This window comes from Parasedimentitalea denitrificans (assembly GCF_011813015.1).
GTDB lineage: Bacteria > Pseudomonadota > Alphaproteobacteria > Rhodobacterales > Rhodobacteraceae > Parasedimentitalea > Parasedimentitalea denitrificans.
On record NZ_QHLQ01000002.1, the window covers coordinates 113553 to 139027 of the forward strand.

At 55.4% G+C, this 25475-nt stretch carries 21 protein-coding genes; 9 read left to right on the forward strand and 12 right to left on the reverse strand.

Annotation, left to right across the window (positions count from 1 at the left end):
- Window positions 1–16 precede the first annotated feature (16 nt).
- Genes DL239_RS03145 through DL239_RS03155 form a run of 3 tightly spaced genes read left to right on the forward strand, consistent with a single transcriptional unit; the run spans window position 17 to window position 3908 of the window.
- A complete protein-coding gene (locus DL239_RS03145) occupies window positions 17–1228 on the forward strand; it encodes an acetyl-CoA C-acetyltransferase (protein WP_167682213.1) in 1212 nt (403 codons plus the stop codon).
- A complete protein-coding gene (locus DL239_RS03150; RefSeq protein WP_167682214.1) occupies window positions 1228–1713 on the forward strand; it encodes a cupin domain-containing protein in 486 nt (161 codons plus the stop codon). The genes DL239_RS03145 and DL239_RS03150 overlap by 1 nt, the downstream gene beginning before the upstream one ends.
- Window positions 1710–3908 carry a 3-hydroxyacyl-CoA dehydrogenase NAD-binding domain-containing protein gene (locus DL239_RS03155; protein WP_167682217.1) on the forward strand — a complete coding sequence of 733 codons (2199 nt, stop codon included), beginning with the start codon at window positions 1710–1712 and terminating at the stop codon, window positions 3906–3908. The genes DL239_RS03150 and DL239_RS03155 overlap by 4 nt, the downstream gene beginning before the upstream one ends.
- Window positions 3909–4038: 130 nt before the next feature.
- Here DL239_RS03155 and DL239_RS03160 read toward each other — a convergent pair whose 3' ends face one another.
- The 4 genes from DL239_RS03160 to speB form a co-directional block, all read right to left on the reverse strand.
- Complete coding sequence (locus DL239_RS03160; protein ID WP_167682219.1) at window positions 4039–4725, reverse strand: Hint domain-containing protein; 687 nt, start codon at window positions 4723–4725, stop codon at window positions 4039–4041.
- Between the two features lie 197 nt (window positions 4726–4922).
- A complete protein-coding gene (locus DL239_RS03165) occupies window positions 4923–5588 on the reverse strand; it encodes a sulfotransferase family 2 domain-containing protein (RefSeq protein WP_167682221.1) in 666 nt (221 codons plus the stop codon).
- 96 nt (window positions 5589–5684) lie between these two features.
- A complete protein-coding gene (locus tag DL239_RS03170) occupies window positions 5685–6467 on the reverse strand; it encodes a phosphotransferase family protein (protein ID WP_167682223.1) in 783 nt (260 codons plus the stop codon).
- Window positions 6468–6497: 30 nt separating this feature from the next.
- Window positions 6498–7466, reverse strand: a complete 969-nt coding sequence (gene speB, locus DL239_RS03175; protein WP_167682225.1) for an agmatinase — start codon at window positions 7464–7466, stop codon at window positions 6498–6500.
- 254 nt (window positions 7467–7720) lie between these two features.
- Between speB and DL239_RS03180 the strand changes: the two genes are divergently transcribed.
- Together DL239_RS03180 and DL239_RS03185 are read left to right on the forward strand one after the other, a co-directional pair.
- A complete protein-coding gene (locus DL239_RS03180; RefSeq protein ID WP_167682227.1) occupies window positions 7721–9349 on the forward strand; it encodes an AMP-binding protein in 1629 nt (542 codons plus the stop codon).
- Between the two features lie 111 nt (window positions 9350–9460).
- Window positions 9461–10471, forward strand: coding sequence for a hypothetical protein (locus DL239_RS03185; RefSeq protein WP_167682229.1), 1011 nt, complete (start codon window positions 9461–9463; stop codon window positions 10469–10471).
- A gap of 1 nt (window position 10472) precedes the next feature.
- On the opposite strand, the gene DL239_RS03190 is transcribed toward DL239_RS03185, so the two are convergent.
- From DL239_RS03190 to DL239_RS03220, 7 genes are all read right to left on the reverse strand, one after another.
- Complete coding sequence (locus DL239_RS03190; RefSeq protein ID WP_167682231.1) at window positions 10473–11768, reverse strand: SPOR domain-containing protein; 1296 nt, start codon at window positions 11766–11768, stop codon at window positions 10473–10475.
- Window positions 11769–11905: 137 nt separating this feature from the next.
- Window positions 11906–12538 carry a uracil phosphoribosyltransferase gene (gene upp / locus DL239_RS03195; RefSeq protein ID WP_167682233.1) on the reverse strand — a complete coding sequence of 211 codons (633 nt, stop codon included), beginning with the start codon at window positions 12536–12538 and terminating at the stop codon, window positions 11906–11908.
- The gene (locus DL239_RS03200) at window positions 12539–13522 is read right to left on the reverse strand and encodes an adenosine deaminase (protein WP_167682235.1); all 984 of its coding nucleotides are present in this window, start codon (window positions 13520–13522) and stop codon (window positions 12539–12541) included.
- Window positions 13519–14730 (reverse strand): phosphopentomutase, encoded by a 1212-nt coding sequence (locus DL239_RS03205; RefSeq protein ID WP_167682237.1) that lies wholly within the window; start codon window positions 14728–14730, stop codon window positions 13519–13521. Before DL239_RS03205 ends, DL239_RS03200 begins: the two co-directional genes overlap by 4 nt.
- Window positions 14730–16034 (reverse strand): thymidine phosphorylase, encoded by a 1305-nt coding sequence (locus tag DL239_RS03210; RefSeq protein ID WP_167682239.1) that lies wholly within the window; start codon window positions 16032–16034, stop codon window positions 14730–14732. Before DL239_RS03210 ends, DL239_RS03205 begins: the two co-directional genes overlap by 1 nt.
- A gap of 4 nt (window positions 16035–16038) precedes the next feature.
- Window positions 16039–16431 (reverse strand): cytidine deaminase, encoded by a 393-nt coding sequence (locus DL239_RS03215; RefSeq protein WP_167682241.1) that lies wholly within the window; start codon window positions 16429–16431, stop codon window positions 16039–16041.
- Complete coding sequence (locus DL239_RS03220) at window positions 16428–17519, reverse strand: cupin domain-containing protein (protein WP_167682243.1); 1092 nt, start codon at window positions 17517–17519, stop codon at window positions 16428–16430. The genes DL239_RS03215 and DL239_RS03220 overlap by 4 nt, the downstream gene beginning before the upstream one ends.
- A gap of 162 nt (window positions 17520–17681) precedes the next feature.
- Between DL239_RS03220 and DL239_RS03225 the strand changes: the two genes are divergently transcribed.
- Window positions 17682–19955, forward strand: a complete 2274-nt coding sequence (locus DL239_RS03225; RefSeq protein ID WP_167682245.1) for an NADP-dependent malic enzyme — start codon at window positions 17682–17684, stop codon at window positions 19953–19955.
- Window positions 19956–20039: 84 nt separating this feature from the next.
- Here the strand turns inward: DL239_RS03225 and DL239_RS03230 are convergent, their stop codons facing one another.
- Window positions 20040–20606 (reverse strand): helix-turn-helix domain-containing protein, encoded by a 567-nt coding sequence (locus tag DL239_RS03230; protein ID WP_167682247.1) that lies wholly within the window; start codon window positions 20604–20606, stop codon window positions 20040–20042.
- 138 nt (window positions 20607–20744) lie between these two features.
- Here DL239_RS03230 and DL239_RS03235 point away from each other — a divergent pair, with 138 nt between their 5' ends.
- The 3 genes from DL239_RS03235 (at window position 20745) to prpE (ending at window position 25403) form a co-directional block, all read left to right on the forward strand.
- The gene (locus DL239_RS03235; RefSeq protein ID WP_167682249.1) at window positions 20745–21812 is read left to right on the forward strand and encodes a hypothetical protein; all 1068 of its coding nucleotides are present in this window, start codon (window positions 20745–20747) and stop codon (window positions 21810–21812) included.
- Between the two features lie 35 nt (window positions 21813–21847).
- Complete coding sequence (locus DL239_RS03240) at window positions 21848–23176, forward strand: aspartate aminotransferase family protein (RefSeq protein ID WP_167682251.1); 1329 nt, start codon at window positions 21848–21850, stop codon at window positions 23174–23176.
- Between the two features lie 334 nt (window positions 23177–23510).
- Window positions 23511–25403, forward strand: a complete 1893-nt coding sequence (gene prpE, locus DL239_RS03245; RefSeq protein ID WP_167682253.1) for a propionate-CoA ligase PrpE — start codon at window positions 23511–23513, stop codon at window positions 25401–25403.
- Window positions 25404–25475: the final 72 nt, after the last annotated feature.

Here is a 25475-nt window from a genome sequence, read left to right on the forward strand (position 1 = left end):
CAAAAGGACGAGTCGTATGACCGATGCCTATATCTATGACGCGCTACGCACGCCGCGTGGCAAGGGCCGCAAAGACGGCAGCCTGCACGAAGTGACCTCGCTGCGCCTGTCAGCCCTGACACTGAATGCAGTCAAGGAACGCAACAACTTAGACGGCCACGCCGTTGAGGATGTAATCTGGGGCAATGTTACCCAAGTGAAAGAGCAAGGCGGGTGTCTGGCGCGCTCGGCTGTGTTGGCATCGGATCTGGATGAACGCATTCCCGGCCTTGCCATCAATCGGTTCTGCGCCTCTGGTATGGAGGCGGTTAATCTGGCTGCAAACCAGGTCAAAGGCGGCGCGGGCAATGCCTATATCGCCGGCGGTGTTGAAATGATGGGCCGTGTTGCAATGGGATCAGACGGCGCTGCGATTGCCGTGGATCCGACCTTGGCGATGGATCAATACTTTGTACCGCAGGGCATTTCGGCCGATATCATTGCAACTGAATATGGATTCACCCGTGAGCAAGCCGATGCACTGGCAGTGGAATCCCAGCGCCGTGCATCGCAGGCCTGGGCGGAAGGCCGATTTGATAAGTCCGTTATCACCGTGCGTGACCAAAACGGGTTACCGATGCTGGACCGCGATGAATACATGCGGCCTCAGACCGACATGCAGTCACTAGGCGCGCTAAACCCTGCGTTCCAGATGATGGGCGAACAAATGCCCGGGTTTGATAAGGTCGCGATGATGAAATACCCGCATCTGGAGCGGATCAACCACATCCACCATGCGGGCAACTCATCCGGGATCGTCGATGGTGCAGCAGCCGTTTTGATCGGCAACATGGAGTTTGGCGAAGAATATGGCCTGACCCCACGCGCGCGAATCAAGGCGACTGCCAAGATCGGCACTGACCCAACAATCATGCTGACCGGTCCGGTTCCGGTGACACAGAAGATCCTAGCTGACAACGGCATGGTCATCAGTGACATCGACCTGTTTGAAGTCAACGAGGCCTTTGCATCTGTTGTCATGCGGTTCCAGCAGGCGTTTGACGTTGATCCAAGCGTTGTGAACGTCAACGGCGGCTCGATCGCGATGGGTCACCCGCTGGGCGCAACCGGCGCCATCATCATCGGCACCTTGCTGGATGAACTGGAGCGTCAGGACAAAGAAATGGGTCTGGCGACGCTGTGCATTGCATCCGGTATGGGTGCCGCCACAATCATCGAGCGCGTCTGATGCCCAAGCTGAATCTTTCCCAAATCCCGTTTCGCGGTGGCTCGGTTTATCCCGGAAAATTGGACGCTGAGGTCAAAGGCCGCAGTAGTCAAAGGTTGGGCGATGTCAGTGGCATCACCCAATACGGTGTGAACATTGTGCGGCTGGAACCCGGCGGCCTGTCGTCGCTGCGCCACTACCATATGCAGCAGGACGAGTTCCTGATGATGACCGAAGGCAAGCTGGTTCTGATCGATGATGACGGCGAACACGACATGCTGCCCGGTGATTGCGCCAGCTTCCCCGCTGGCGACGCAAATGGCCACCATCTGGTGAACAAAACAGACGCGCCTGCCGCCTTTCTGGTGGTGGGAACGCGCACCGAAACTGAAACCGCTTATTACAGCGATATCGACATGATGGTGAAGGTTGACCCCGATGGTTACGCCTTTACCCGCAAAGACGGCAGCCCGCTGACGGCTGACCAGATCGGAGATGAAGAATGACCGATTTTACATATGACGTAGACGCAGATGGCGTGGCCATCATCACATGGGACGCCGTCGGCAAGTCCATGAACGTGCTGACCCGCGAGGCCTTTGGTCTGGTCGAGGAGTACATCGATCGTGCGCTGGCAGATGATGCCGTCAAAGGTGTGGTGATCACCAGCGGCAAGAAGGACTTTGCCGGTGGCATGGACCTGAACGTACTGGCCACCATCCGCGATGAATCTGGTGATGACCCGGCTCAGGGGCTGTTTGACTTCACCATGAACGGCCATCGCATCCTGCGTAAGCTGGAGCGCGCCGGAATGGAGCCCAAGACCAACAAGGGCGGCAAGCCGGTGGCCTGCGCCATCACAGGCACCTGCGCCGGCATTGGAACCGAAATCGCGCTGGCCTGTCACCACCGGGTGATGACTGACAATCCTAAATCTAAAATCGGCCTGCCAGAAATCATGCTGGGGATCTTCCCCGGTGGTGGTGGCACCATCCGCTATTCGCGCATGGTTGGCGCAATGGCTGCGGCGCCTGTTCTGCTGGAAGGCAAGATGCTGGACCCGAAGAAGGCAAAAGGCGCGCAGCTGATTGATGCGGTGGATGCTGACCCACTAGAGGCCGCGCGTCAGTGGGTCTTGAACGCCAAGCCTGCAGACATCGTTAAACCATGGGATGCCAAGGGCTATAAAATGCCTGGTGGTGCGCCCTATCACCCCGCTGGCTTCATGACCTTTGTCGGCGCCAGCGCCATGATCAATGGCAAAACTCAGGGCGCGTTCCCTGCTGCCAAGGCGTTGCTGAGTGCGATCTACGAAGGCTCGCTGGTTGATTTCGACAATGCGCTGAAGATTGAGGCGCGTTGGTTCACCCATGTGCTGATGAACCCGTCATCCTCCGCCATGATCCGCAGCCTGTTCATCAACAAACAAGCTCTGGAAAAAGGTGCTGTGCGTCCGCAGGACGTCGAAGATCAGTCGGTCAAGAAGATTGGCGTGTTGGGTGCAGGCATGATGGGCGCTGGTATTGCGCTGGTGTCGGCTCAGGCCGGTATGGAAGTCATACTGGTCGACCGTGACCAAGAGGCAGCGGACAAGGGCAAGGCCTATTCTGCCAGCTACATGGACAAGGGCATCAAGCGCGGCAAGGCCACGCCTGAGAAGAAAGAGGCGCTGCTGGAGCGGATCACTGCGACGCCGGATCTGGAGCAGCTAAAGGGCTGTGATCTGATCATCGAGGCGGTGTTCGAAGATCCCGGCGTCAAAGCCGAGATGACCAAAAAGGTCGAGGCGATCATCCCCGAGGATTGCATCTTTGCCTCAAACACCTCGACCTTGCCGATCACTGACCTGGCCGAGGCCTCGGTAAGACCCGAGCAGTTCATCGGCATTCACTTTTTCTCTCCGGTAGAAAAGATGTTCCTAGTGGAAATCATCAAGGGTGAGAAAACAGGTGACCGGGCCGTCGCCAAGGCGCTCGACTATGTGCGTCAAATCCGCAAGACGCCGATCGTGGTCAATGACGCCCGGTTCTTCTACTGCAACCGTTGTATCATCCCCTACATCAACGAAGGTGTGCGGATGATCGCCGAGGGCGTGTCACCCGTGCTGATCGACAACGCGGCACGCCAGCTTGGGTTCCCGGTAGGACCGATCCAGTTGACCGATGAGACCTCGATTGATCTGGGTGCCAAGATTGCTAGAGCGACCAAGGCGGCACTGGGCGATGACTATCCTGAAAGCCCGTCAGATGAGGTTTTGTTCTTCTTTGAAGGGCTTGAGCGTAAGGGCCGTAAGTCCAATGCCGGGTTCTTTGACTACGACGACAAGGGCAAGCGGGTTGAGTACTGGAAAGGCGTGCACGACAAGTATCCGTTGGCCGAGGAACAGCCAGACCTGATCGAGGTTCAGGAACGTTTGATGTTCTCGCAAGTACTGGAAGCGGTGCGAGCGCTGGAAGAAGGTGTGCTGGAAGACATTCGTGAAGGGGATGTTGGGGCGGTTCTGGCTTGGGGGTTTGCACCCTGGTCCGGTGGCCCGCTGAGTTGGCTGGATATCATCGGCACGCCATATGCTGCTGAACGTTGCGATCAGCTGACCGAGCAATACGGTGAACGCTTTGCTTGCCCACCGTTGCTGCGTGAAATGGCCGCTAAGGGGCAGACTTTCTATGGTCGGTTCGATCCGGCGAAACAAAGCGCATAAGCAGCAGGCACGATATCAGGCCATCCAACTTATTGGGTGGCCTTTTCAACCCGGTAGTACCGCAACGACACAAACAAAAAAGGGGCGTCTGACTTTTGTCGCGCCCCTTTTGAGAGATGAGTTTGCGGTTTTACCGCACTGAGACAAACTGGGCTTCGCCCTGTCGGCCCAATCCTGCGGGCACATCTGCAGCCCAAAACGATTCATCAGCCATCATGTTTTCGATCAGATCCCGGGCTGTGTCCTGTTGCAAGACACGGTACAGCCCCTCACGTGGACCTGCTGTTTCCAGGATACTAGTGGGGGTTGCACTGAAACCCAGCAGACCAGCCTCAAGATAGATGACTTCGTCCTGAGCAAATCGGGGGATCACCACATCAAACTGTTGCCCAGCTGGGGCACGGTGAATTCCTCGGTAACCTTCTAGTGCACAGGCAGGTACGACCACAAAAGGATCACCCTGAGCATCTTCGGCCAGATCACTTTCCACCAGAATCCCCTGATCCGGCATGACCCACATAGGGACACGGTTATGCAACGCATCCTTTGGCACGAACATCGGGCATTGTGGGTCTACGAAACTATCATTGGCCATTTGAACGGTAACACGGTGCAATTCGGTGATTTCTTGCATGCCATGATCAAATGTAAGCACCTTGTCACCTACGCTAAGTGCTTCGACGACCCGCCATCCCAGGTTCGATGCCACATGTGTTCCAGCAAAGAAACCACCCTGCCCAGTAGACACCATTGGCATTTCGGTGCCCAGGCCAGTATCCACAGAAGAAGTCTTGCGTTTAGTGATCCAGTCAAACATCGTCTTTTCCTTCTAAAAAGACGGCCCTGCCCGATGGCAAAAGCGCGTAGTATTCGTGTCAGTCCCAAGTCACCGTTCATTCACGCCACAAGTGGGCCGGAAACAAGGCATCTCGGGGTCATTGTCGGCGATGGTCACCTAATCCCAGAAAATTCAGAGGATTAGAGGCCATCGAACGACAACAGCTCAATGTCTGATTAAAGGGATAGAGGAGAGTCGTTAAAAGAGTATTCAAATTGAGCGATATCTTCGGCGCAGCTATGAGAAACCGACTCGGCCGAAGAAGAATCATAATAGGTTCGCCAGTCGCGCCGACGTGATGACGTGTTCGCCAACGGAAGTTTCAGCTCAAACCCAAGGTGATCAAACAGTGGCTGCGCATCGATAGCAAAGTGCTCTAATCGGATGTATAGCTGGCACTGAAGGCTTCCATCACGGTAGCGCATATAGGATGACGCCGGCGCCGCCCGGAACGCCGCCATCGTTTGAGGGTGGCTGACAAAATCACAAAAGCTGAGCCTTTGCGCCAGATGCACAGTCGGATTGTCAAAGCTCTGTTCTTGCAGCCAGTGGTAATAACTAACCGCACGGTCCCAAGGGTTGCGTACCAGTGTAAAGGCAAACAGGCCACGGAGTGTCTGGTCAGGCACCAAACCTTCAATGTCGCCCAAAGTAGAGTGTTTCCATTTACGCCCAGCGGTCGAAACGTCCTTTACCCGATGCCGCCGCCGCCGTGCCTTGGGGGTGTCACCCAGCATGATATCATCTGCCATGGCACGGGATTCTAACGCCAACGCCAGCGCAGTGCCGCCGGTCTTGGGACTATGGATAAACACGTATGAGCGGCCAAGAGAAAGGATCATTTGCGCAGGCTATGCTATTGGACTGCTATTGGAAACCAGCACCACTCAATGTTCAAGCACATGGCTCGGCACACCTATTTCGAGGCTAACTGTGAGCTACACAACATTCCCCAATAGGCCTTCAACTCTCTTATCAAATGCCTCTGCCTCTTGACGCCAGTGGTCCAAGTGACCCTCTGCTATCAATCGGCCTGCCGCCTCGGCTCCGACCATCTTAGTTATCGCGGTCTCGTCGCTCATATGGTGCAAAACCTTGGACACCATCATCAGCACATCCTGTGGGGACTGCCCACCGTATGTCCGACACAAAAGCCGTAATCTGGGACTATTGGAGTTCGCGTCTTTTTCCGAAGCTTCGTGCAACTCGCCCGGCGCAAATGACAAAGGAACCATCCAGTAGGCCAAGTAAGCCAAATCACGCACGCGAGGTCCGGGGCCACATAGTTCAAAATCCAGGATCGACACTGGAACACCGTTGCGAAACACCATGTTGTAGGGCGCAAAGTCGTTGTGGCAGATGACTTCTCTGCGTTCGGTGTCTGGATGGCGGTAGACCCAATTGGCGGGATCAAGTGTGGCGAAACCAACCGACACATCATGAAGCTTTCGAAGCAGTGTTGCACTTTCAGTCAGTGCATCAACGTTGTCCCACATGTCGCTTGGGAATTCCGTTTCACCTTCAATGAAGGACAGAATCTCACGCTGGTTTTCATCAATCCCCAGAAATCGTGGCGCAGGTACATTCTTGCGTTCTAGATGACACAAGTAATCGTGAATCGTGGCGCTTTGAGGTCTGGTTGATCGCCGTACCGTATCACCAACCCTGACAACAGTGTTGATATTACCGCCACTCAGAATTTGTTCTTCGTTGGTGCTCATTCAATCATCTACCTTTGCAAGCCTTCAGGTTCATGCACTTCGGTTATGGAAAATGAAGCCAAGGAAATTCAACAATAACTGCGCCGCCAGAACCTGTGTGCTTTCGGTTGGGTCATAGGCTGGGGCAACCTCGACAAGATCTATGCCGACGACATCTCCACGAGAGCTTAACCCCTGAAGGATTTCAAGCACATCATAATACATGAACCCGCCGTGGCTGGGTGTGCCGGTGCCTGCTGCAATAGATGGGCAGAAGGCATCAATGTCGATGGTCACGTAATAGCGTGCGTTTTCCGGGATGCGGTCCAGAACAGCCTCGGTTCCCAGCTTACGCACCTGCCGTACGGATAGAATGTCAGAGCCGCGCGCACGGGCGTCATCATATCCTGATTTCGCCGTGGAAGAGACATTGCGGATACCGAGCTGGGTCATGCCAGAGACGTAGCTTTTCTCGATGGCGCGGCGCATTGGGTTGCCGTGGCCAGCTGTCACTCCGTGGCGTTCGTCGACAAAATCCAGATGGGCATCAATCTGGATCACATGTATCGGCCCCTTTTCGGCGCAATCCTCGGCAAAGGCATTGATACAGGGTATATTGATGGAATGATCGCCACCGATGGTTACCGGCAGCGCACCTGCATCAAGGATCTTCTTGACCCCATATTCAATGTTGGTGTGGCTTTCCTCGGTCTTGGTATGGATGATATCCGCATCGCCAATATCAACGATACGAACGTCGCTCCCCAAATAGGTTGCGTCATCCTCATGATCATAAGCGCCAGAATGGCCAAAACTGAACAGAGTTGATGCCTCTCGCACAGCGCGAGGACCAAAGCGCGCACCGGGGCGGAATTGGCACCCGAAATCATATGGTGCCCCCAGGATAGCCACGTCTGCATCAATCGCATCCCAGTCAGAGACATACTCTTTTTTGCCAAATGTGGATATTCCCACAAAGGGTAGATTTAGGCGTCCAGTCTCGTATCCGTGATCTGACATTTGCTCTTCTCTCTGCGTCCGGTTTTTTCAATTATCTCGTGCATTTAGGAAATAGTATGCACCCTCATCAACTTGTCAATTCCTAGAAATCGGCGGATCTATTAGATCGAACCTCATTCTTTGCAAAGGTAACTAAACTTCGCACTAGCGCCTATAAATGAAATGAAATCACCCGCGCCCCTTTTCAACTGAAATAAGTATGCGCAGTATCGCCGAAGAATACTGAATCACAGTGCGTTAAGTGGAGGGTTGCAATGGGTTGGATGGCTGACGAAACAGGGCTGGAGAAGACAGAGGCAAATCATGTGGCATTGACGCCGTTGTCTCATCTGCGTCGCGCATCGGTGGTGTTCAAAGACCACCTGGCCGTCAGCTATGGTACTCATCGCAAAACCTACAGCGAGTATTATCAACGCTGCACGCAGCTTGCTTCGGGGCTGGTCAAACTTGGGGTCAAACCTGGGGATGTTGTGGCAACGCTAATCCCTAACTTGCCTGCCCAGGCCGAAGCGCATTTTGGTGTGCCTGCCTGTAGCGCAGTGCTGAACACCATCAACACACGGCTAGATGTCGGCACGGTGGCCTATATCTTTGACCACGGTGGTGCCAAGGTTGTCCTGGTGGATTCCCAGTTTCTGGAGCTTGCCGAAGCCGCAGTCGGGGCGATGGATGGGCCTGCGCCGATCCTGATCGAGGTTCCTGATGATCAAGCAGGCTGGCACGCAAGTGGGCGGCACCAAACCTACGAGGATCTACTTGCAGGAGGCGATGTTAATTTCGACTGGATCCTGCCAGAAGATGAGTGGGAAAGTCTGGCGCTGAACTATACCTCTGGCACCACGGGGCGACCTAAGGGCGTGGTGTATCACCATCGCGGCGCCTATCTGATGACCATGGGAACAGTGGTCTCGTGGCGGATGGTATTGCATCCTGTCTACCTAACTATTGTACCAATGTTTCACTGCAACGGTTGGAACCACACCTGGATGATGCCGCTGTTGGGTGGCACGCTGGTATGCTGTCGTGATGTCTCGGCCAAGGCGGTTTACAATGCCATCCACTATGAGCGCGTCACCCATTTTGGCGGTGCCCCGATTGTGCTGAACCTAATCGTCAACGCCTTGGACGAGGACCGTCGGACGTTCGACCATCAGGTTGAGGTCTTTACAGCAGGTGCCCCACCTGCCCCGGCAACCTTAGCCAAGATCGAGGATCTCGGGTTCAACATCACTCAGGTCTACGGACTAACTGAAACCTATGGCCATGTCACCGAGTGCTACTGGAACGCTGACGAATGGGATGGGCTAGACAAGCCCGGCACTGCCGCCATCAAGGCGCGACAAGGTGTGGCGATGCCGATGATGGAACATGTGGTTGTACGTGATAGCGACCACCAGCCAGTGCCTATGGATGGCGTTACCCAAGGTGAAATTGCCATTCGCGGTAATTCGGTCATGAAAGGCTACCTGAAGAACCCAGAAGCCACTGCTGAAGCCTTTGCCGATGGGTATTTCAATTCTGGCGACATTGCTGTGCAGCATCCCGATAGCTATGTGCAGATCTCGGACCGGGCCAAAGATATCATTATCTCAGGTGGCGAGAATATATCGTCCGTTGAGATCGAAGGCGTATTGATGGGGCACCCGGATATCAGTCTTGCAGCTGTCGTTGCCAAGCCCGACGACAAATGGGGCGAAGTGCCCTGTGCCTTTGTTGAGCTGAAACCGGGTACCAACCCCAGTGCGGCTGACCTGATCAGCTTTGCCCGGGAAACTCTGGCTGGCTTCAAAACGCCAAAAACAGTCCTATTTCAAGAGCTTCCCAAAACCTCCACCGGTAAAATTCAGAAGTTTGAGTTACGCAAGATTGCCGAAGCTCTTTGACTGAAGGCAAGGCAGAAAAATGAAATCGCTTGGTGGCAAAGCCATTTGCCGCCAAGGGGCCAACCGTGTTAGCCTCACTTCGTAAATTGAGGCACAGGCAAGAATAAGCAGATGACTGCACTCAGGGAATATCAACGGCTTGAGGCTGCGGGCCTATGGCGCGCCAGCCCCGATGATCAACGCCGTGATGTAGTTGTATCAATCGGTGATGCCACGCTAACGATCCTCGACATGAAGGATCAGCCCATTGCCCATTGGTCTCTGGCTGCGGTGGAACGATTGAATCCTGGCCGTTACCCGGCAATTTTCCATCCAGACGGCGACCCCGGCGAAACGCTAGAGCTGGCGGAAGATGAAACCACTATGCTGAACGCAATTGACCGGGTGCAACAGGCTATCGAAGGCGCTCGCCCTCATCCTGGACGGTTACGCTCCGTCAGTGTACTGGGCGGCCTTGGTTTGATTGCGGCCCTGTTGGTGTTCTGGTTACCCGGCGCCATGATCAATCACACTGTCAGTGTAGTTCCTGACATCAAGCGCAAAGCCATTGGCCAAGCCCTGCTGGGCCGTATCGAGCGGGTTTCAGGCCAAGCCTGTGCGACGCCAGAAACAGTCCCAATTCTGGCTAAGTTAGCAGAACGAACCGGCGTCCGGCAGGTTGTTGTATTACGCGATGCCGTGTCGACCAGTCTGCACCTACCAGGTAACATTATTCTGCTGAATCGCTCGCTGGTCGAAGATCACGAAGATCCAGCCGTTGCGGCGGGTGCGATCTTGGTCGAACGAACGCGCGCGCAAACCAGCGATCCTTTGACCGAAGTTTTGAACTCCGGCGGGCTGCTTGCTTCGTTCCGGCTTTTGACCACAGGGAAGTTAGATCGCGGCAGTTTGGATCATTACGCCGAAACAATGGTCAGCATGCCGCGTCCAGTCGTATCCGAGGAAAAAATCCTTGCCACCTTTGCGCAAGCTGCAATCCCCTCTACGCCTTATGCTTATGCCCAGGATATTACAGGTGAAAAAGTCTTGGGGTTAGTCGAGGCAGACCCGATGGCGGGACGTAGTCTGGAACCCATTCTGAATGACCGCGACTGGGTTCAGCTGCAAAATATCTGCAGCTGATTTATTTGCTAAGACGTGCGCCCGAATACCCTGCAGAGCGGACATTGCGTAATGCTGCCTCGGCAGCAGCTTGGTTGTTGTATGGTCCGGCCAGAACAACTTTGTATTCCTGACCTTTGCGATTGACTGTCCCAAGTCGCACCGACAAGCCGCTCTTTGCCAATCCCTGAGCAGCAGCGCGTGCCGCTGCTGGATCAGAGAAGGTTGCAGCACGCACATAGCGTGGTGGAACAGGAGCAGAGCGGGTAGACAGATGAAGCACCAAGTTATCGGGAGCTTCGGCCTGACTGCGCGCGGTACTTGCCGGCAGGGAAACAACCGGGCGATCCAGCGGCAGTGCGACGAGTTTGCGTGGTACGGTACGGGTCCAGATCAGGTCGCTTTGCGCATCACCTTCGGCTGTGCGGGTTGCACGCATGGTATTCAGACGGTCATCGTCGCGGTTTGCCAAAACATACCCCGGAGGAACCTGAACTGACCCACTGATGATCGCTGGCTTCAAGCGGCGTTCGGCACGATGAAGGTTTAGCCGGTCGTCCTGCCAAACAGGGCGATAACCACTGGGTGCGGTCAAGTCCTGACTGTGGCGGCGGGCCTGATACACATGGGTGGGCACCACACGGGTGTTCGGGGTCAAACGCAAGGATGACTGCGGCGAGATCCCGGAACCATTGCCGTAAGTCACCGGCGAAGCGGATTGCGGGCCACAGCGGGCTCCCGGATTGGTGTATTGCTGGCTGATTGCAGAAATATTGGCACATTCACTTGGCACCGGAACTGGGGCCCGGGCTGTAGGGGCCGCCGCGACGGGCTTTGGCGCAGGTTTGACGACGCGGACTGGAACTGGTGCCGGGGTTGTACTGACCCGGGGTGTCGCAGCGGATCGCTGTGGTTTGGTAGGTGCCGGAGTGGTCGGTGCAGAGGTGGTCGCCACCGCTGTCGCGGGCCGCGCTTGCGCCGGAGCTGGGGATGATGGCTGTTGGTCAGGTGTCAGAGTAATCATTACTGGAGCAGGACCACCCTGAGACGGGCGGCTGGTTGCCCCCGCAACCGATGTCGGCTGCTGGCCACACAATTGCTTGCGCGAGCGACTGACCCGTGGAACCCAATTCACATTACCGTCGATGCCCGCCCGAATGAACACACAGCCCTTGCTGTCGACATATTGTTTTCCCCGGTACGAAGACGGAGGAAACTCAGCAGGAACCCCTGCTCCAGCCTGAGATTGGGCCTGCGCTGCGGGTAGAACAAATGAACCTGCCGCAATGGTCAGTGCAATAACTCTAGTGATGATCATAGCCGTGCCCCACAAAATATGGGTCAAAGATGCCCGAAAACTGATTCGGTGGCAAGCACGGTTTGTGGACAATAATAAGGCAATCCCGCAAATAGTTGCGAAATCGCCCCATAATTTTTTCGCGAAGCTGTCAGTTTCTATTTGGTGCCGAACATACGGTCACCCGCATCACCAAGACCGGGCATGATATAGCCCTTTTCGTTCAACTCACGATCCAGCGAAGCCGTGACAATCGGCACGTCTGGATGTGCCTCTTTCATGCGTGCAACACCTTCTGGTGCCGCCAACAAGCAAAGAAAACGAATATTAGTAGCCCCTGCCTCTTTCAGAAGATCGATAGCTGCAACCGAGCTATTGCCGGTGGCCAACATAGGATCAACAGCAATCACCAAACGATCATTGAGACCTTTGGGAGCTTTGAAATAGTACTGCACGGGCTGCAGTGTTTCTTCGTCCCGGTACAGCCCAACAAAGCCAACCCGCGCAGAGGGGACCAGCTCTAACACGCCGTCCAGCATGCCATTGCCAGCCCGCAGGATCGACACCAGAGCCAGCTTTTTACCCGCCAGAATTGGTGACTCCATACTCTGCATCGGAGTTTCGATGTTTTTCGTGGTCAACGGCATATCACGAGTGATTTCGTAAGCCAGCAATTGCGTGATCTCGTGCAGCAACTGACGGAAACCGGCAGTAGAGGTGCCCTTGTCCCGCATCAGGGTCAGCTTGTGTTGCACCAGTGGGTGGTCAACGACAGTCAGATGTTCGCTCATTTAGCTCTCCAGTCTTTTCTGCACCCGTTCACGGGTGGCATCATCACAAAAGGCGGCTGCAAGAGCCGTCGCGTTTAAGGCCGCAAAATCGTCAGCATCCCAGCCGAAGGCTTTGCTGAGCATTTCATATTCGCGGCGCATCGTTGTGTGGAAGAATGGCGGATCGTCGGTGGATACCGTAACGGCCACACCCGCGTCGCGCAGACGCGCAATTGGGTGTGCAGAAAAGTTGGGGTATAGACCAAGAACAACGTTCGATCCGGGGCAAACCTCAAGAACCGTGCCACGGTCAACCAGCTCGTGTACCAGATCCGCGTCTTCGATGGCGCGTACACCGTGGCCAATACGTTCAACACCTAGATTTCGTACCGCGTCCCGCACGCTTTCGGGGCCACCAAATTCGCCGGCATGTGTGGTCAGGCGCAATCCAGCCTCACGCGCGCAATCAAAGCTCCAGGCGAAGTCGCCCTGACTAAACATGCCTTCATTGCCGCCCATACCAAAACCGACAACCCAATCACCGGCCGTATCAGCCGCACATTGCGCTGCCTTCTTGGCAGTTTCAGCGCCAAAGTGGCGGACGCAGGTTACAACACCACGCAGGGTGATACCAAATTTGGCTTCGGCCTCGCCCGCTGCGTCCTGGATAGCAGCCAGGTAGTCTTTCCAAGCATGCAAATCGCCACCGCCGCAGAAATCCGGACTAATAAAGCTTTCCGTGTAAACCACTCCGTTTGCTGCGCTTTCTTCAAGGATAGCCAGCGTCAGACGACGGAATTCTTCTGGGCCGGTCAGGACTTCGCTTGCCGCTTCGTAGACTGAAAGGAAGTGAGTGAAATCACGGAAATCATAACTGCCATCAGCGCGGAAGATGCCACTGAGGTCCATTTTCTTTTCATGCGCCAACTGACGGATAAACGCCGGAGGTGCGGCCCCTTCGTGGTGCAGGTGCAATTCGATTTTTGGCAGATCGGCAACAGTCATAAGAAACTCCTTCCGGGGCCTTCTGACACAACACCAAGATGATCCGCAATGGTAGCAGCAACATCAACGTAGCCCACTGCACCAATTGGGCCTGCCCCCAGACCAGCAATCAGAACCGGCACCTGTTCGCGAGTGTGATCTGTGCCTGGCCAGCTGGGGTCATTGCCGTGATCGGCCGTCAGTAGCAACATATCGCCCGGCCGTAGCATTTCAATTATTTTGCCGATCTCAACATCGAACCATTCCAATGCCCGCGCATAGCCCGAGATGTCACGGCGATGGCCATATAGACTATCAAATTCCACAAAGTTGGCGAAGGTCAAACTGCCATCTTCAGCAATCTGCACCCGATCAGACAGGTGTTCCATCAGCGTCGAGTCCGCGCCCTTTTGCAGCGTATCAATGCCCTGCATGGTGAAGATGTCGCCAATTTTGCCAATCGCATGTACCGTACCACCGGCGTTTTGAATCCAATTGGTCAGTACCGGCGCTGGTGGCGTAATTGCAAAGTCACGTCGGTTGGTGGTTCGGGTGAATCCATCTTGAGCGTTGCCAACAAACGGCCGCGCAATGACCCTGCCCACCTTCATGTCATGCAAATGCGGCGCGATGGTTCGGCATAGCTCCAGCAGTCGATCCAGACCAAATGTCTCTTCATGGGCGGCGATCTGCATAACTGAATCCGCCGATGTATAGACAATCGGTTTGCCGGTTATCATGTGTTCTTCGCCAAGGCGTTCGATAATGGCAGTGCCCGGCGCGTGGCAATCGCCTAGGATATTATCCACGCCTGCAGCGTCAGCCACATAGCGGCTAAGATCCGACGGAAAGGACGGTGTGGTGTCAGGGAAGAAGCACCAATCCCATGGCACCGGTAGACCTGCCAACTCCCAATGCCCAGACGGGGTATCTTTGCCTTTGCTCACCTCAGCAGCACAGCCCCAGCGCCCTTGTGGCTCGGTTTCAAATCCGGGAACAGGAATGGACGAAGCCAATCGAAGAGCCGCCCCAAGCCCCAACTGTTCGAGGTTTGGTAGTTGAAGCGGTCCACTTCGCCCTTCCTCGGCCCTGCCCTCGGCACAGGCCTGGGCGATATGCGCGACCGTATTGGCACCAAGATCCGGCAAGTCTCCATTGTAGAAGCTGCTGGCATCTGGCGCGCCACCGATACCCACTGAATCCATCACCACTAAAAAGGCACGCGGCATCAAGAGATCCTTTCGTGAATAAGATCAGGCAGCTCAACCGCCTGTGGCGTAATCGTGATCGCCGCATACACGGTAGCTTCGGCACTGCGCGCCGCCTCTTCGCGCGTGGCGTGGACAACAGCCAATGGGGTTCCCTTTTCCACTTTTTGCCCAAGGCACACCAATCCGGCCAGGCCAACCGAAGGGTTAATTTGGTCACTTTCAACCATACGCCCGCCGCCTAAACGTACAACGGCAAGGCCTAGTGCCTCACCATCGATGGCGGTGACATAGCCCGCTTGTTTTGCGGTGATCTCTTGGATCACAGTCGCCTCGGGCAAGAAACGCTGCCAGTTGTCAACAAACCCAAGGGGGCCGCCAACAGCGGCGATCATTCGACCAAACCGGTCAGCGACCTGACCACCGGACAAGGCCGTAGTAATACGATCAGCTCCGTCCTGTTCGCTGGTGGCTAGATCTGCATCCGCCAACAGAATGCCGCCCAATACAGCTGTGATTTCGGACAGAGGCCCACTCGCCGTTCCGGTCAACACTTTCATGACCTCAGCCACCTCTAGAGCATTACCCAAAGCAGGAGCCAAAGGTTGGTTCATATCGGTGATTACGGCAGAGGTTTTACACCCCGCCGCATTTGCGGTCTGGCTAAGAGAGCTGGCCAGCGTGCGGGCTTCGTCGATGGTTTTCATAAACGCGCCAGAGCCGACTTTGACGTCCAACACCAAGCCATCCGGGCTGGCGGCCAGTTTTTTGGACAGGATCGACGCAGTGATCAGGTCAAGACTCTCGACTGTCGAGGTCACGTCACGGATCGCATAAAGGCGTTTGTCGGCAGGCGCGATTTGAGCGGTGGCGCTAACAATAGCACACCCAGCCTCGCGCATGATCTGCACCAGACGATCTTGCGGCACCTGGGTCGTTACACCCGGGATGGCCTCCATCTTGTCCAGCGTCCCGCCGGTGTGGCCCAACCCCCGCCCCGAAATCATCGGAACATAGGCGCCACATTCGGCCAACGCAGGCGCCAGAAGCAGTGATACGCAATCACCCACGCCGCCGGTTGAATGTTTGTCCAGAACAGGCCCGTCTAGATCCCAGTTCAGCACTTCACCCGTGTCGCGCATGGCGAGTGTCAGGGCGCGCCGCCCTTCTGCTTCTAATCCGCGCAGGCAAACAGCCATGGCAAAGGCGCCAGCCTGCGCATCACTGACGGTGTCATCTGCCAACCCTTGGGCAAACCACCGCAGCTGATCCTCGCTTGGGGTGTCACCTCGACGCAGAGCGGCAATAATAGCGCGAGCGTCCATCGGCTTAGCTCCGATCCATATGGCTGGCGTCAAACTTGCCCGGCAGCAAATCGCCAATCGTGGTGGTTTGCTCATCGCCATCAGTTGTAGCCAGCGTCACAGCCACATCGCTTGCGCCAAATTCCGCCAATTTCTGGCGGCAGCCACCACAGGGAGGGATTGGCGCGGGACAATCAGCAATTACGAAAACCTCGGTCAGCTGAGTTTCACCCGCAGCAACCATCGCAGCAATCGCTCCTGCCTCGGCACAGGTGCCTTCGGGATAGGCAACGTTTTCGACATTGCATCCCGCGTAGATCTGCCCCGAGGCCGCACGGATCGCGGCCCCCACCTTAAAGTTGGAATACGGAGCATGGGCATTCAAGCGAACAGCGGTGGCTGCGTTTTTTAGGGTCATGTGGTCTCCAAAGTCGTGGTGAAGGTACCCGGCAGGCTAACCTCCAGTAATTCCAGATCATCTGATGCATCCGATAGTCGGGTCATCATCCCCGGCGGAATGACAAAAGCATCGCCCGGTTCCAGACTATACGGCTCACGTCCCTCGCCATGCAAGATCACTTGGCCTGACATTACAAAGGTAAACAGGATATCGGTATCATGGCTGGCAAAAGGACTGTCACCCTGCCCCTTGCGGACCACCTGAACCCCAGCAACGCCCTTGGTATTGGCACCAATCGTCGTGTCGCGGCAAATGAACCCCGGCAGACGGAAATCCTGCCATTCAGCCCCCTCTGCCTGATTATAGACAAACCGCTGCCCCTGCCACTCGCGGTCAGGACGCAAGTCTGGTGTCGGAAGGGTCATGTCGTGGTCAATCTCGGTCACATGCTCAGCCGGCACGCCGATTTCGATCACCTGCACATTGTCACTGGCTTCTAGCACGCGATGGCGGATCTCGGGCGGCTGGATGAAACAATCACCAGCAGTCAGACGCATCTTGGGGCCCTGATCTTCATAGACCACATCGACCCAGCCATGAATGCAAAAAATCAGCTGAAAACCGACGCGGTGAAAATGCACCATATCCGGCACCGGCCCGCCATCAGGGATACGAATATGGCTGGCGATGATTGATCCACCCAGCCGTGACGGCACCAGATCACGATAGTGCATACCAGCACGACCAATGATCCACGGCGCCTGATCCTTTAGCCTACGCACCACAAAAGAATGCACCGTTTCGGGCATCACAAGCGGTGGATAACGCTCTTCGATTTCGATCTTGGTTCCGTTCGGTGCCGTTAAACTGCGCTGTCCATCAGCAAATGTGTCAGGATCATCGGTCAAAATGCGCAGAGTTCCAGGAGCTTCGAGAGCTCCTTTTTCTATACGCAGACGTAATCCGTGCCCTGAGAACACCGCAACGCTGGGATCATCCGCCGGATAAATTGAATCCATCCGCATCCCCAAAACCTTGGTGTAAAAGGGAATATCCTTGCGCAGCTCTTCTGTCGGCAAACGCATTTCCGCAATTGTTTCGCTCATCTTTCACCCCTAAATATTTCAAGCCTAAAGCAATTATTGGAGATACTGCAAAGATCAGGTTTTAAATTCAAGAAGTCATACCAGTTTATGCTATGTAAATCCCCTATTTCCCCGACGTTAAAACTAGTTTAACACTAAACTACATACTTTTTGGAGCGTCCCATGTCCGATACTCAGAACCTCCGCCAAGCTGCGTTGCACTACCATGAGTTCCCGCAGCCCGGTAAGCTGGAAATCCGTGCAACCAAGCCGATGGCCAATGGTCGTGACCTGGCCCGCGCCTATTCTCCTGGCGTTGCCGAAGCCTGCATAGAGATCAAAGCGGATCCAGCCAATTCCGCTCGTTACACCTCTCGCGGGAACCTGGTTGGCGTTGTCTCAAACGGTACTGCGGTTTTGGGACTGGGTAACATTGGTGCACTGGCGTCCAAACCGGTGATGGAAGGCAAGGCTGTTCTGTTCAAGAACTTTGCCGGCATCGACTGCTTTGACGTTGAAGTCGACGAAATGGATCCAGAAAAACTAGCCGAAATCGTCTGCTCTCTTGAGCCCACTTTTGGCGCCATCAACCTTGAAGACATCAAGGCACCTGATTGTTTTATCGTCGAAAAAATCTGCCGCGAACGGATGAACATTCCTGTTTTCCATGATGATCAACACGGCACAGCCATTGTTGTTGGTGCGGCCGCCAAAAACGCCCTGCACGTTGCCGGGAAAAAGTTTGAGGATATCAAGATTGTTTCGACCGGTGGTGGCGCTGCCGGAATTGCCTGTCTGAACATGCTGTTGAAGCTGGGTGTGAAACGCGAGAACATCTGGCTCTGTGATATTCACGGATTGGTCTATGAAGGCCGCACTGAGGATATGAACCCGCATAAGGCTGCGTTTGCGCAGGCCTCGGACAAGCGCGCGCTGGATGATGTAATCGACGATGCCGACCTGTTCCTCGGCCTGTCGGGTCCCAATGTCCTAAAACCGGAAATGGTCGCAAAAATGAGCGAGCAACCCATTGTTTTTGCGCTGGCCAATCCAACGCCGGAAATCATGCCCGAAGAGGCCCGCAAGGTAAAACCAGACGCAATTATCGCAACAGGGCGCAGCGATTTCCCCAATCAGGTCAACAACGTATTGTGCTTTCCGTTTATTTTTCGCGGCGCGCTGGATGTTGGCGCGACTGAGATCAACGATGCCATGCAGATCGCATGTGTTGAGGGCATCGCCGAACTGGCCCGTGCCACCACTTCAGCCGAGGCCGCTGCCGCCTATAAGGGCGAACAGCTAACCTTTGGCGCCGATTACCTGATCCCCAAACCGTTTGATCCGCGACTTGTTGCTGTGGTGTCTTCGGCTGTGGCCAAGGCGGCAATGGAAACCGGTGTGGCGACCCGTCAGATCGACGACATGGCGGCCTACAAGCAAAAGCTCAATCAGACGGTGTTCAAGTCTGCGCTGCTTATGAAGCCCGTGTTTGAGTCGGCACGTGTTGCCTCGCGCCGGATTGTATTTGCTGAAGGCGAAGATGAACGGGTGCTGCGCGCGGCTCAGGCGATACTGGAAGAAACAACCGAGACCCCGATCCTGATAGGTCGCCCAGAGGTTATCGATGCACGCTGTGAAAAGCTGGGGCTGGACATCCGTCCGGGAACCGACTTTCAGATCGTCAATCCAGAGAATGATCCGCGGTACTACGACTACTGGAATAGCTACCACCGCCTGCTGCAACGCGAAGGGGTCACGCCGGATATTGCCAAAGCTGTCATGCGGACCAACACAACCGCAATTGGCGGCATCATGGTGCATCGCGGCGAGGCCGACAGTCTGATTTGTGGCACGTTTGGCGAGTATCGCTGGCACCTGAACTATGTGAACCAGATGCTGGGCGGCAATAGCTACGAGCCCCATGGTGCGCTGTCGCTGATGATCCTTGAGGACGGTCCGCTGTTCATTGCCGACACCCATGTTCATGTAACGCCAACACCTGAACAGATTGCCCAATCAGTAATTGGGGCTGCCCGCCACGTGCGTCGCTTTGGTCTAGAACCCAAAATCGCCCTATGCTCGCAATCGCAGTTCGGTAATTCCAATTGCGATACTGGCTCGCGGTTGCGGGCTGCGATTGAAATACTGGACGATAAGCAGCGTGATTTCATCTACGAGGGTGAAATGAACATCGACACCGCGCTGGACGCTGATCTGCGCACACGGATCTTCCCTAACTCGCGCATGCAAGGCGCGGCCAATGTGCTGATTTTTGCCCACGCGGATGCGGCAAGCGGCGTGCGTAACATCTTGAAAATGCGTGCTGACGGGCTGGAAGTTGGCCCCATCCTGATGGGCATGGGCAACCGTGCACACATCGTATCGCCATCAATCACTGCGCGGGGCCTGCTGAACATGGCCGCGATTGCCGGGACGCCTGTAACGCACTACGGCTAAGGATAACCCTACGCACTTATTGCTGGACACAAAATCCATCCTCGCTGCAGCCTGTCAAACGGCTGCAGCATACTGTCCTGCTGTTTACGCGAGCCAGACCCACAACAACCGGGCGTCAACATCGCCTGTGTTCACCACGAGGTGCTTGGTATTACTGTTGAAATAGACAGAATCGCCGACACTCATGGTGCGGCGGATTTCGGTGCCGCTTTGGAATTCAACACTCCCCTCTAGAACGGTAAAGAACTCCTCTCCCTCGTGTGAGGAAGGGGCTGTCAGCACCTCAGTCATTTTCGATCGAACCGTGGTTACCATCGGCATCATTTTCCGATTAACCAGATCGGAAAACAGGAACTCAAACTCGTAATTGTCATTGGCCGACCGAACCCCTTCGCCTCGGTTGGCAAACGACAGCACGTCTTGCCCCGGCACGTCCTGTGATAAGAGCGCTGCAGTGGAAACACCTAGCCCCTTTGAGATTTTGTCGATCATATCAAAGGTCGGTGAGATGACGTTGTTTTCGATTTTAGACAGGTTCGATTTCGACACCTTCGCCGCTTCGGCCAGCCGCCCCAATGACATATCCTGTTCCGTCCGCATCTGGCGGATGGTTTCGCCTATTGTCCAGCTTGTTGGCGATGGCGGTGTCATAAGGTGTCCTGTGGTGGCGGTGATTTTTGCAAAGACTGCCGTATATTAAAGGCGGTTGCAAACAGGCTTGCATTCCGGTGCTAAGTGAGGTTTCATATATGAAACGGACGCATTCGCAATGTTCACGAAGGGCCCATCATGACCAAACCAAGCTTGCTAATCCTGTCTCTTGGTGAGCTCGGCACCAGTATGCTTGAGGCTGCCGCTCGGTCTGGGCTGTTTGAAACCATCATCGTCGCAAGCCGCAACATAGAAAAAGCGCAAGAGCGGACAGGAAATGCGATAATCGGGGCTGGGCTTGAAGGCTTCTTTCCCGATATCCGAGCTGAAGCGCTAGACTTTGGTGCTCCGGATTTTGGCCGAAAGCTTTCGGACATAGCGCCTGACTATCTATTTTCTGCGCCCTCCATGCTGCCGTGGTGGAAGGTAGACGCTGGTGACGTGGATCTGCCTTTTGCTGGCTTTACCGCTTTGCATCTCGCGCTGATGGTTCAGCTCCGTGACCGTCTTGCAGAAGCTAAACATCGCCCATTCTGGATTGGTGCTTCGTACCCTGATGTGATCAACGCAGTGCTGAACCGAGGTGGCTACGGACCTGATTGCGGCATAGGCAATGTGGCCGAGCCGATTCCGAAAATCCAACGCCATGTTGCCTCGCGGCTTGGCTGCCCTGCGGCACAGGTAGAAGTGAGTTTGGTCGCGCAGCACGCGTTTGAATACTACATTCTAAACGCCGAAACCTATGACTCACTGCCCCCTCATCTGTTGAAAGCAACGGTTGCTGGCAGAGATGTTAGTGATATCGCCAGCGAAGCGCTGCGGAGCCCTTTCCCCTTCCCTTTCGACCTGCATTTCAACCGGGTCACAGCATCTGCTGGCATTCAGGCCCTTCGTGCTTTGACCGGTGAACAACCCGCCCGCACCCATTTACCGGGAATTGGCAGTTACCTTGGGGGCTATCCGGTCACGGCCAGTCGCGAAGGCATAAAAATTGACCTGCCGGATGATTGGTCCATGGATCAAGCCATCGCCACCAATGATGCCTCGTTGTCATGGGATGGAATCGCTGCCGTGGATGCAGACGGGACCATCCACTTCACCGACAAGACAGCCTCCGCCCTACGCAGCCTTTTGGGGCAAAGCTGTGACACCCTTGATGTGCGCAATGCTGCCGCTCATGCCAAAGCACTCCTTGCCGCACTTTGATCCGAAAACGTCCTGACCCAAAACGAGAGATACCGATGAAGAGTGATACCTCCAAACAGCTATTTGACCGTGGCATGAAGGTGCTGGTTGAAGGTTGCAGTTCTGCCAGCCGCGGCCCGATGAACTATGCCCCCTACCCGGCCTATATCCGCGAAGGTAAAGGCGCGCGACTTTGGGATGTGGACGACAATGAATACATCGACTGGCAGCTCTCCTTTGGTTGTTTGCCACTGGGTCACGCCCATCCCGCTATTGTCGATATCGTGCAAGAGAAGGTCATGGGCGGTACTCATTTCGCCACAGCCCTTGAGGTTGAGGTGGAAGCCGCCGAGTTGATTGTCGAAATGCTGCCCCACGTAGACAAGGTGCGCTTCGCCAATACCGGGACCGAGGCCTGCATGACAGGGGTACGCATGGCGCGCGGAATTACCGGCAAGCGCAAGGTGCTGAAATTTGAAGGCCATTATCACGGCTGGTACGATGGACTTCTGGTTAGTACCAACCCGCAAGCTGTCACCACCTTGGGCCATCCGAACGACCCGGTGCGCATTCCTGACAGCTCTGGTCTGACACCGGGGTCACTGGAAGACACACTGGTCTGTGTTTGGAATGACGCCGACGCGCTGGAACGGATGCTCAAAACCCACGGTCACGAAATTGCTTGTGTGGTGATGGAAGGGGCGATGTCGAACATGGGAGTGATCCCTCCCAAACCCGGCTACCTGAAACAGGTGCAAGAAATGTGCCGGGCCTATGATGTCTTGTTTTATCTCGATGAAACAGTAACCGGCTTCCGCGTGGCGCCCGGTGGCGCGGCGGAGCTTTACGACTTGCAGCCCGATATTGTCACCTTTGGCAAGGCGCTTGGGCAGGGTTTCCCTGTTGCGGCCATCGCCGGGCCCGATCACATCATGGAAAGTATCGAGTACGGCAAAGTCCTGCATTACGGCAGCCACAACGCTCCCCGTCTGGGGCTGTATGCGGCCAAAACGATGCTGGAAGAAATGCGCCGAGACAACAACGCCGGCTGGACCAAGATCAACGCAATTGGTGAAGAGATGACAACCCGCCTGAACCAGGTTGCACGCGACACCGGTCAGAACATGCGAGTCCAAAACGTTGGCTCAATGTTCCACCCAGTCTTTACCGACCTGGATGAAATCACCGGCTACCGCGACTTCTGCGGTCATGTGAACCTCGCCAAATATGGGGAATTCTCAAAACTGATGCGCGAACAGGGTGTGTTCTTTACTGGCAACAAGATCCTGCACAACCTGAGCTGCACCGCCCATACCCAAGCCGACATCGACCGCACCATTGAGGCGGCAGGCAATGCGTTAGAGCAGATGAGCCGCGTAGGGTAATTGAGAACTGGTCATCCATTGAATGTTGGATGGGTGACCACATTCTCCCTACAGGGCAAGCGACGCTATCGCGAAAAAAATTGACAAGTTCTGTCTTCAACCGCCAAAACTTGGATTCGCGGATACCTTTGCACCCGCCGTATTAGCAAGTTTGCAAAACGACAAAGATCCGCACCACAACTCTCTCAAACCGGCCAGTTTGCAAAAATTTGCAGGTCGACCGACAGACAGACTGCAAATAAATCGCAGTAATCTGACGTTGCGCACCGCAGATCCCTTGCTCGAAAGCAAAACTTCCTCCTAACTCCTTTCAACGTGTTAGAAGGAGCACCCGATGTCATATAAAGAGCTCTATGAAGGCTGGAAAACCGATCCCGAGGGGTTCTGGATGCAGGCCGCGCAGGCCATCAGCTGGGACAAGCCCCCAAGCAAAGCCCTGTTTGACGACGATGCCCCCTATTATGAGTGGTTCGCCGATGCCCGTGTAAACACTTGCTACAACGCCGTTGATCGCCATGTCGAAGAAGGCCGCGGAGAGCAGACAGCTATTATCTACGACAGCCCGATCACTCATACCAAGCGAGAGATTTCATACGTCGAGCTGCGCAACCGGGTGGCCAGTTTAGCAGGTGCGCTGAGAACTAAAGGTGTTGAAAAGGGTGACACCGTCATCATCTACATGCCGATGGTCCCCGAGGCGCTAGAGGCCATGCTGGCCTGCGCTCGTATTGGTGCGGTGCACTCGGTTGTATTTGGAGGCTTTGCGGCAAACGAGCTGGCAGTGCGGATTGACGATGCCAAGCCCAAGGCGATCATTGCTGCCTCCTGCGGGTTAGAACCCAACCGGGTGGTGCATTATAAACCTCTGCTGGATGGCGCGATTGAACTGGCAGAGCACAAGCCCGAATTTTGCGTAATTTTCCAACGTGAACAGGACGTTGCGCAGCTTGTTGAAGGACGCGATGTAAACTGGCACGGGTTCCAGTACGGCGTTGAACCTGCCGAGTGTGTCCCGGTTGAGGGGAACCACCCCGCCTATATCCTTTATACGTCCGGCACTACGGGTCAGCCTAAAGGCGTTGTACGCCATACCGCAGGCCAACTGGTCGCGTTGAACTGGACGATGAAGAATATCTATAACGTCGACCCCGGTGATGTGTTCTGGGCGGCGTCGGATGTAGGCTGGGTCGTGGGGCATAGTTATATTTGCTATGCGCCGCTGATTGCTGGCAACACGACGATTGTATTCGAAGGCAAGCCAATTGGAACACCGGATGCCGGCACCTTCTGGCGGGTCATTTCCGAACACAAGGTCAAGAGCTTCTTTACAGCACCTACCGCGTTTCGGGCTGTTAAACGCGAGGATCCGACCGGCGAGTTTGTGAAGAAGTACGACCTGTCAAACTTGGGTCAGGTTTATCTGGCGGGCGAGCGGGCAGATCCAGACACCATCCTTTGGGCGCAAGAACATCTTGACGTGCCTGTGGTGGATCACTGGTGGCAGACAGAAACCGGTTGGTCGATCGCCGCCAACCCGCTGGGCATCGAAGAACTGCCCACCAAGCTCGGCTCGCCTGCTGTGCCCATGCCCGGCTATGAAGTCGATATTCTGGATGAAGGAGGTCACCCGGTTGCCAATGGTGAACTCGGGGCGATTGCGATCAAACTACCTCTGCCCCCCGGCACCCTGCCCGGGTTGTGGAACGCGCCCGAGCGGTTCCAGTCCAGCTATCTCAACGCCTTTCCCGGCTACTATGAGACCGGTGATGCCGGGATGAAGGACGACGACGGATATCTGTATATTATGGCGCGCACAGACGATGTCATTAACGTCGCAGGCCACCGGCTGTCGACTGGTGGCATGGAGGAAGTGCTGGCGGGTCATCCGGATGTTGCCGAATGCGCGGTGATTGGTGTCACGGACCAGCTAAAAGGGCAGATGCCGGTGGGTTTCCTGTGCCTGAACGCAAACACCACGCGCGATCACAGCGAGGTGGTTTCTGAAGTGGTCAAACTGGTCCGCGAAAAGATCGGACCAGTGGCCGCGTTCAAGCTGGCCGTGGTGGTTGATCGGCTGCCTAAGACCCGGTCCGGCAAAATCCTGCGCGGCACCATGGTGCACATTGCCGATGGCACCGCCTACAAAGCGCCGGCCACCATCGACGATCCAGCCATTCTGGACGAGATCAAGACTGCACTGCAAACCATAGGCTATGCGGCTGAATAGATACACATACCTCATCAAAGCTGGTCCTGCCGCCTAGGCAGGGCCAATGGGTCAACGCAACACGCCTAGAGT

Bases quoted from the DNA above. Each gene is read 5' to 3' on its own strand.
- DL239_RS03145 (WP_167682213.1), top strand. From the start codon at position 17: ATGACCGATGCCTATATCTATGACGCGCTACGCACGCCGCGTGGCAAG.
- DL239_RS03150 (WP_167682214.1), top strand. From the start codon at position 1,228: ATGCCCAAGCTGAATCTTTCCCAAATCCCGTTTCGCGGTGGCTCGGTT.
- DL239_RS03155 (WP_167682217.1), top strand. From the start codon at position 1,710: ATGACCGATTTTACATATGACGTAGACGCAGATGGCGTGGCCATCATC.
- DL239_RS03160 (WP_167682219.1), bottom strand. From the start codon at position 4,725: ATGTTTGACTGGATCACTAAACGCAAGACTTCTTCTGTGGATACTGGC.
- DL239_RS03165 (WP_167682221.1), bottom strand. From the start codon at position 5,588: ATGATCCTTTCTCTTGGCCGCTCATACGTGTTTATCCATAGTCCCAAG.
- DL239_RS03170 (WP_167682223.1), bottom strand. From the start codon at position 6,467: ATGAGCACCAACGAAGAACAAATTCTGAGTGGCGGTAATATCAACACT.
- speB (WP_167682225.1), bottom strand. From the start codon at position 7,466: ATGTCAGATCACGGATACGAGACTGGACGCCTAAATCTACCCTTTGTG.
- DL239_RS03180 (WP_167682227.1), top strand. From the start codon at position 7,721: ATGGGTTGGATGGCTGACGAAACAGGGCTGGAGAAGACAGAGGCAAAT.
- DL239_RS03185 (WP_167682229.1), top strand. From the start codon at position 9,461: ATGACTGCACTCAGGGAATATCAACGGCTTGAGGCTGCGGGCCTATGG.
- DL239_RS03190 (WP_167682231.1), bottom strand. From the start codon at position 11,768: ATGATCATCACTAGAGTTATTGCACTGACCATTGCGGCAGGTTCATTT.
- upp (WP_167682233.1), bottom strand. From the start codon at position 12,538: ATGAGCGAACATCTGACTGTCGTTGACCACCCACTGGTGCAACACAAG.
- DL239_RS03200 (WP_167682235.1), bottom strand. From the start codon at position 13,522: ATGACTGTTGCCGATCTGCCAAAAATCGAATTGCACCTGCACCACGAA.
- DL239_RS03205 (WP_167682237.1), bottom strand. From the start codon at position 14,730: ATGCCGCGTGCCTTTTTAGTGGTGATGGATTCAGTGGGTATCGGTGGC.
- DL239_RS03210 (WP_167682239.1), bottom strand. From the start codon at position 16,034: ATGGACGCTCGCGCTATTATTGCCGCTCTGCGTCGAGGTGACACCCCA.
- DL239_RS03215 (WP_167682241.1), bottom strand. From the start codon at position 16,431: ATGACCCTAAAAAACGCAGCCACCGCTGTTCGCTTGAATGCCCATGCT.
- DL239_RS03220 (WP_167682243.1), bottom strand. From the start codon at position 17,519: ATGAGCGAAACAATTGCGGAAATGCGTTTGCCGACAGAAGAGCTGCGC.
- DL239_RS03225 (WP_167682245.1), top strand. From the start codon at position 17,682: ATGTCCGATACTCAGAACCTCCGCCAAGCTGCGTTGCACTACCATGAG.
- DL239_RS03230 (WP_167682247.1), bottom strand. From the start codon at position 20,606: ATGACACCGCCATCGCCAACAAGCTGGACAATAGGCGAAACCATCCGC.
- DL239_RS03235 (WP_167682249.1), top strand. From the start codon at position 20,745: ATGACCAAACCAAGCTTGCTAATCCTGTCTCTTGGTGAGCTCGGCACC.
- DL239_RS03240 (WP_167682251.1), top strand. From the start codon at position 21,848: ATGAAGAGTGATACCTCCAAACAGCTATTTGACCGTGGCATGAAGGTG.
- prpE (WP_167682253.1), top strand. From the start codon at position 23,511: ATGTCATATAAAGAGCTCTATGAAGGCTGGAAAACCGATCCCGAGGGG.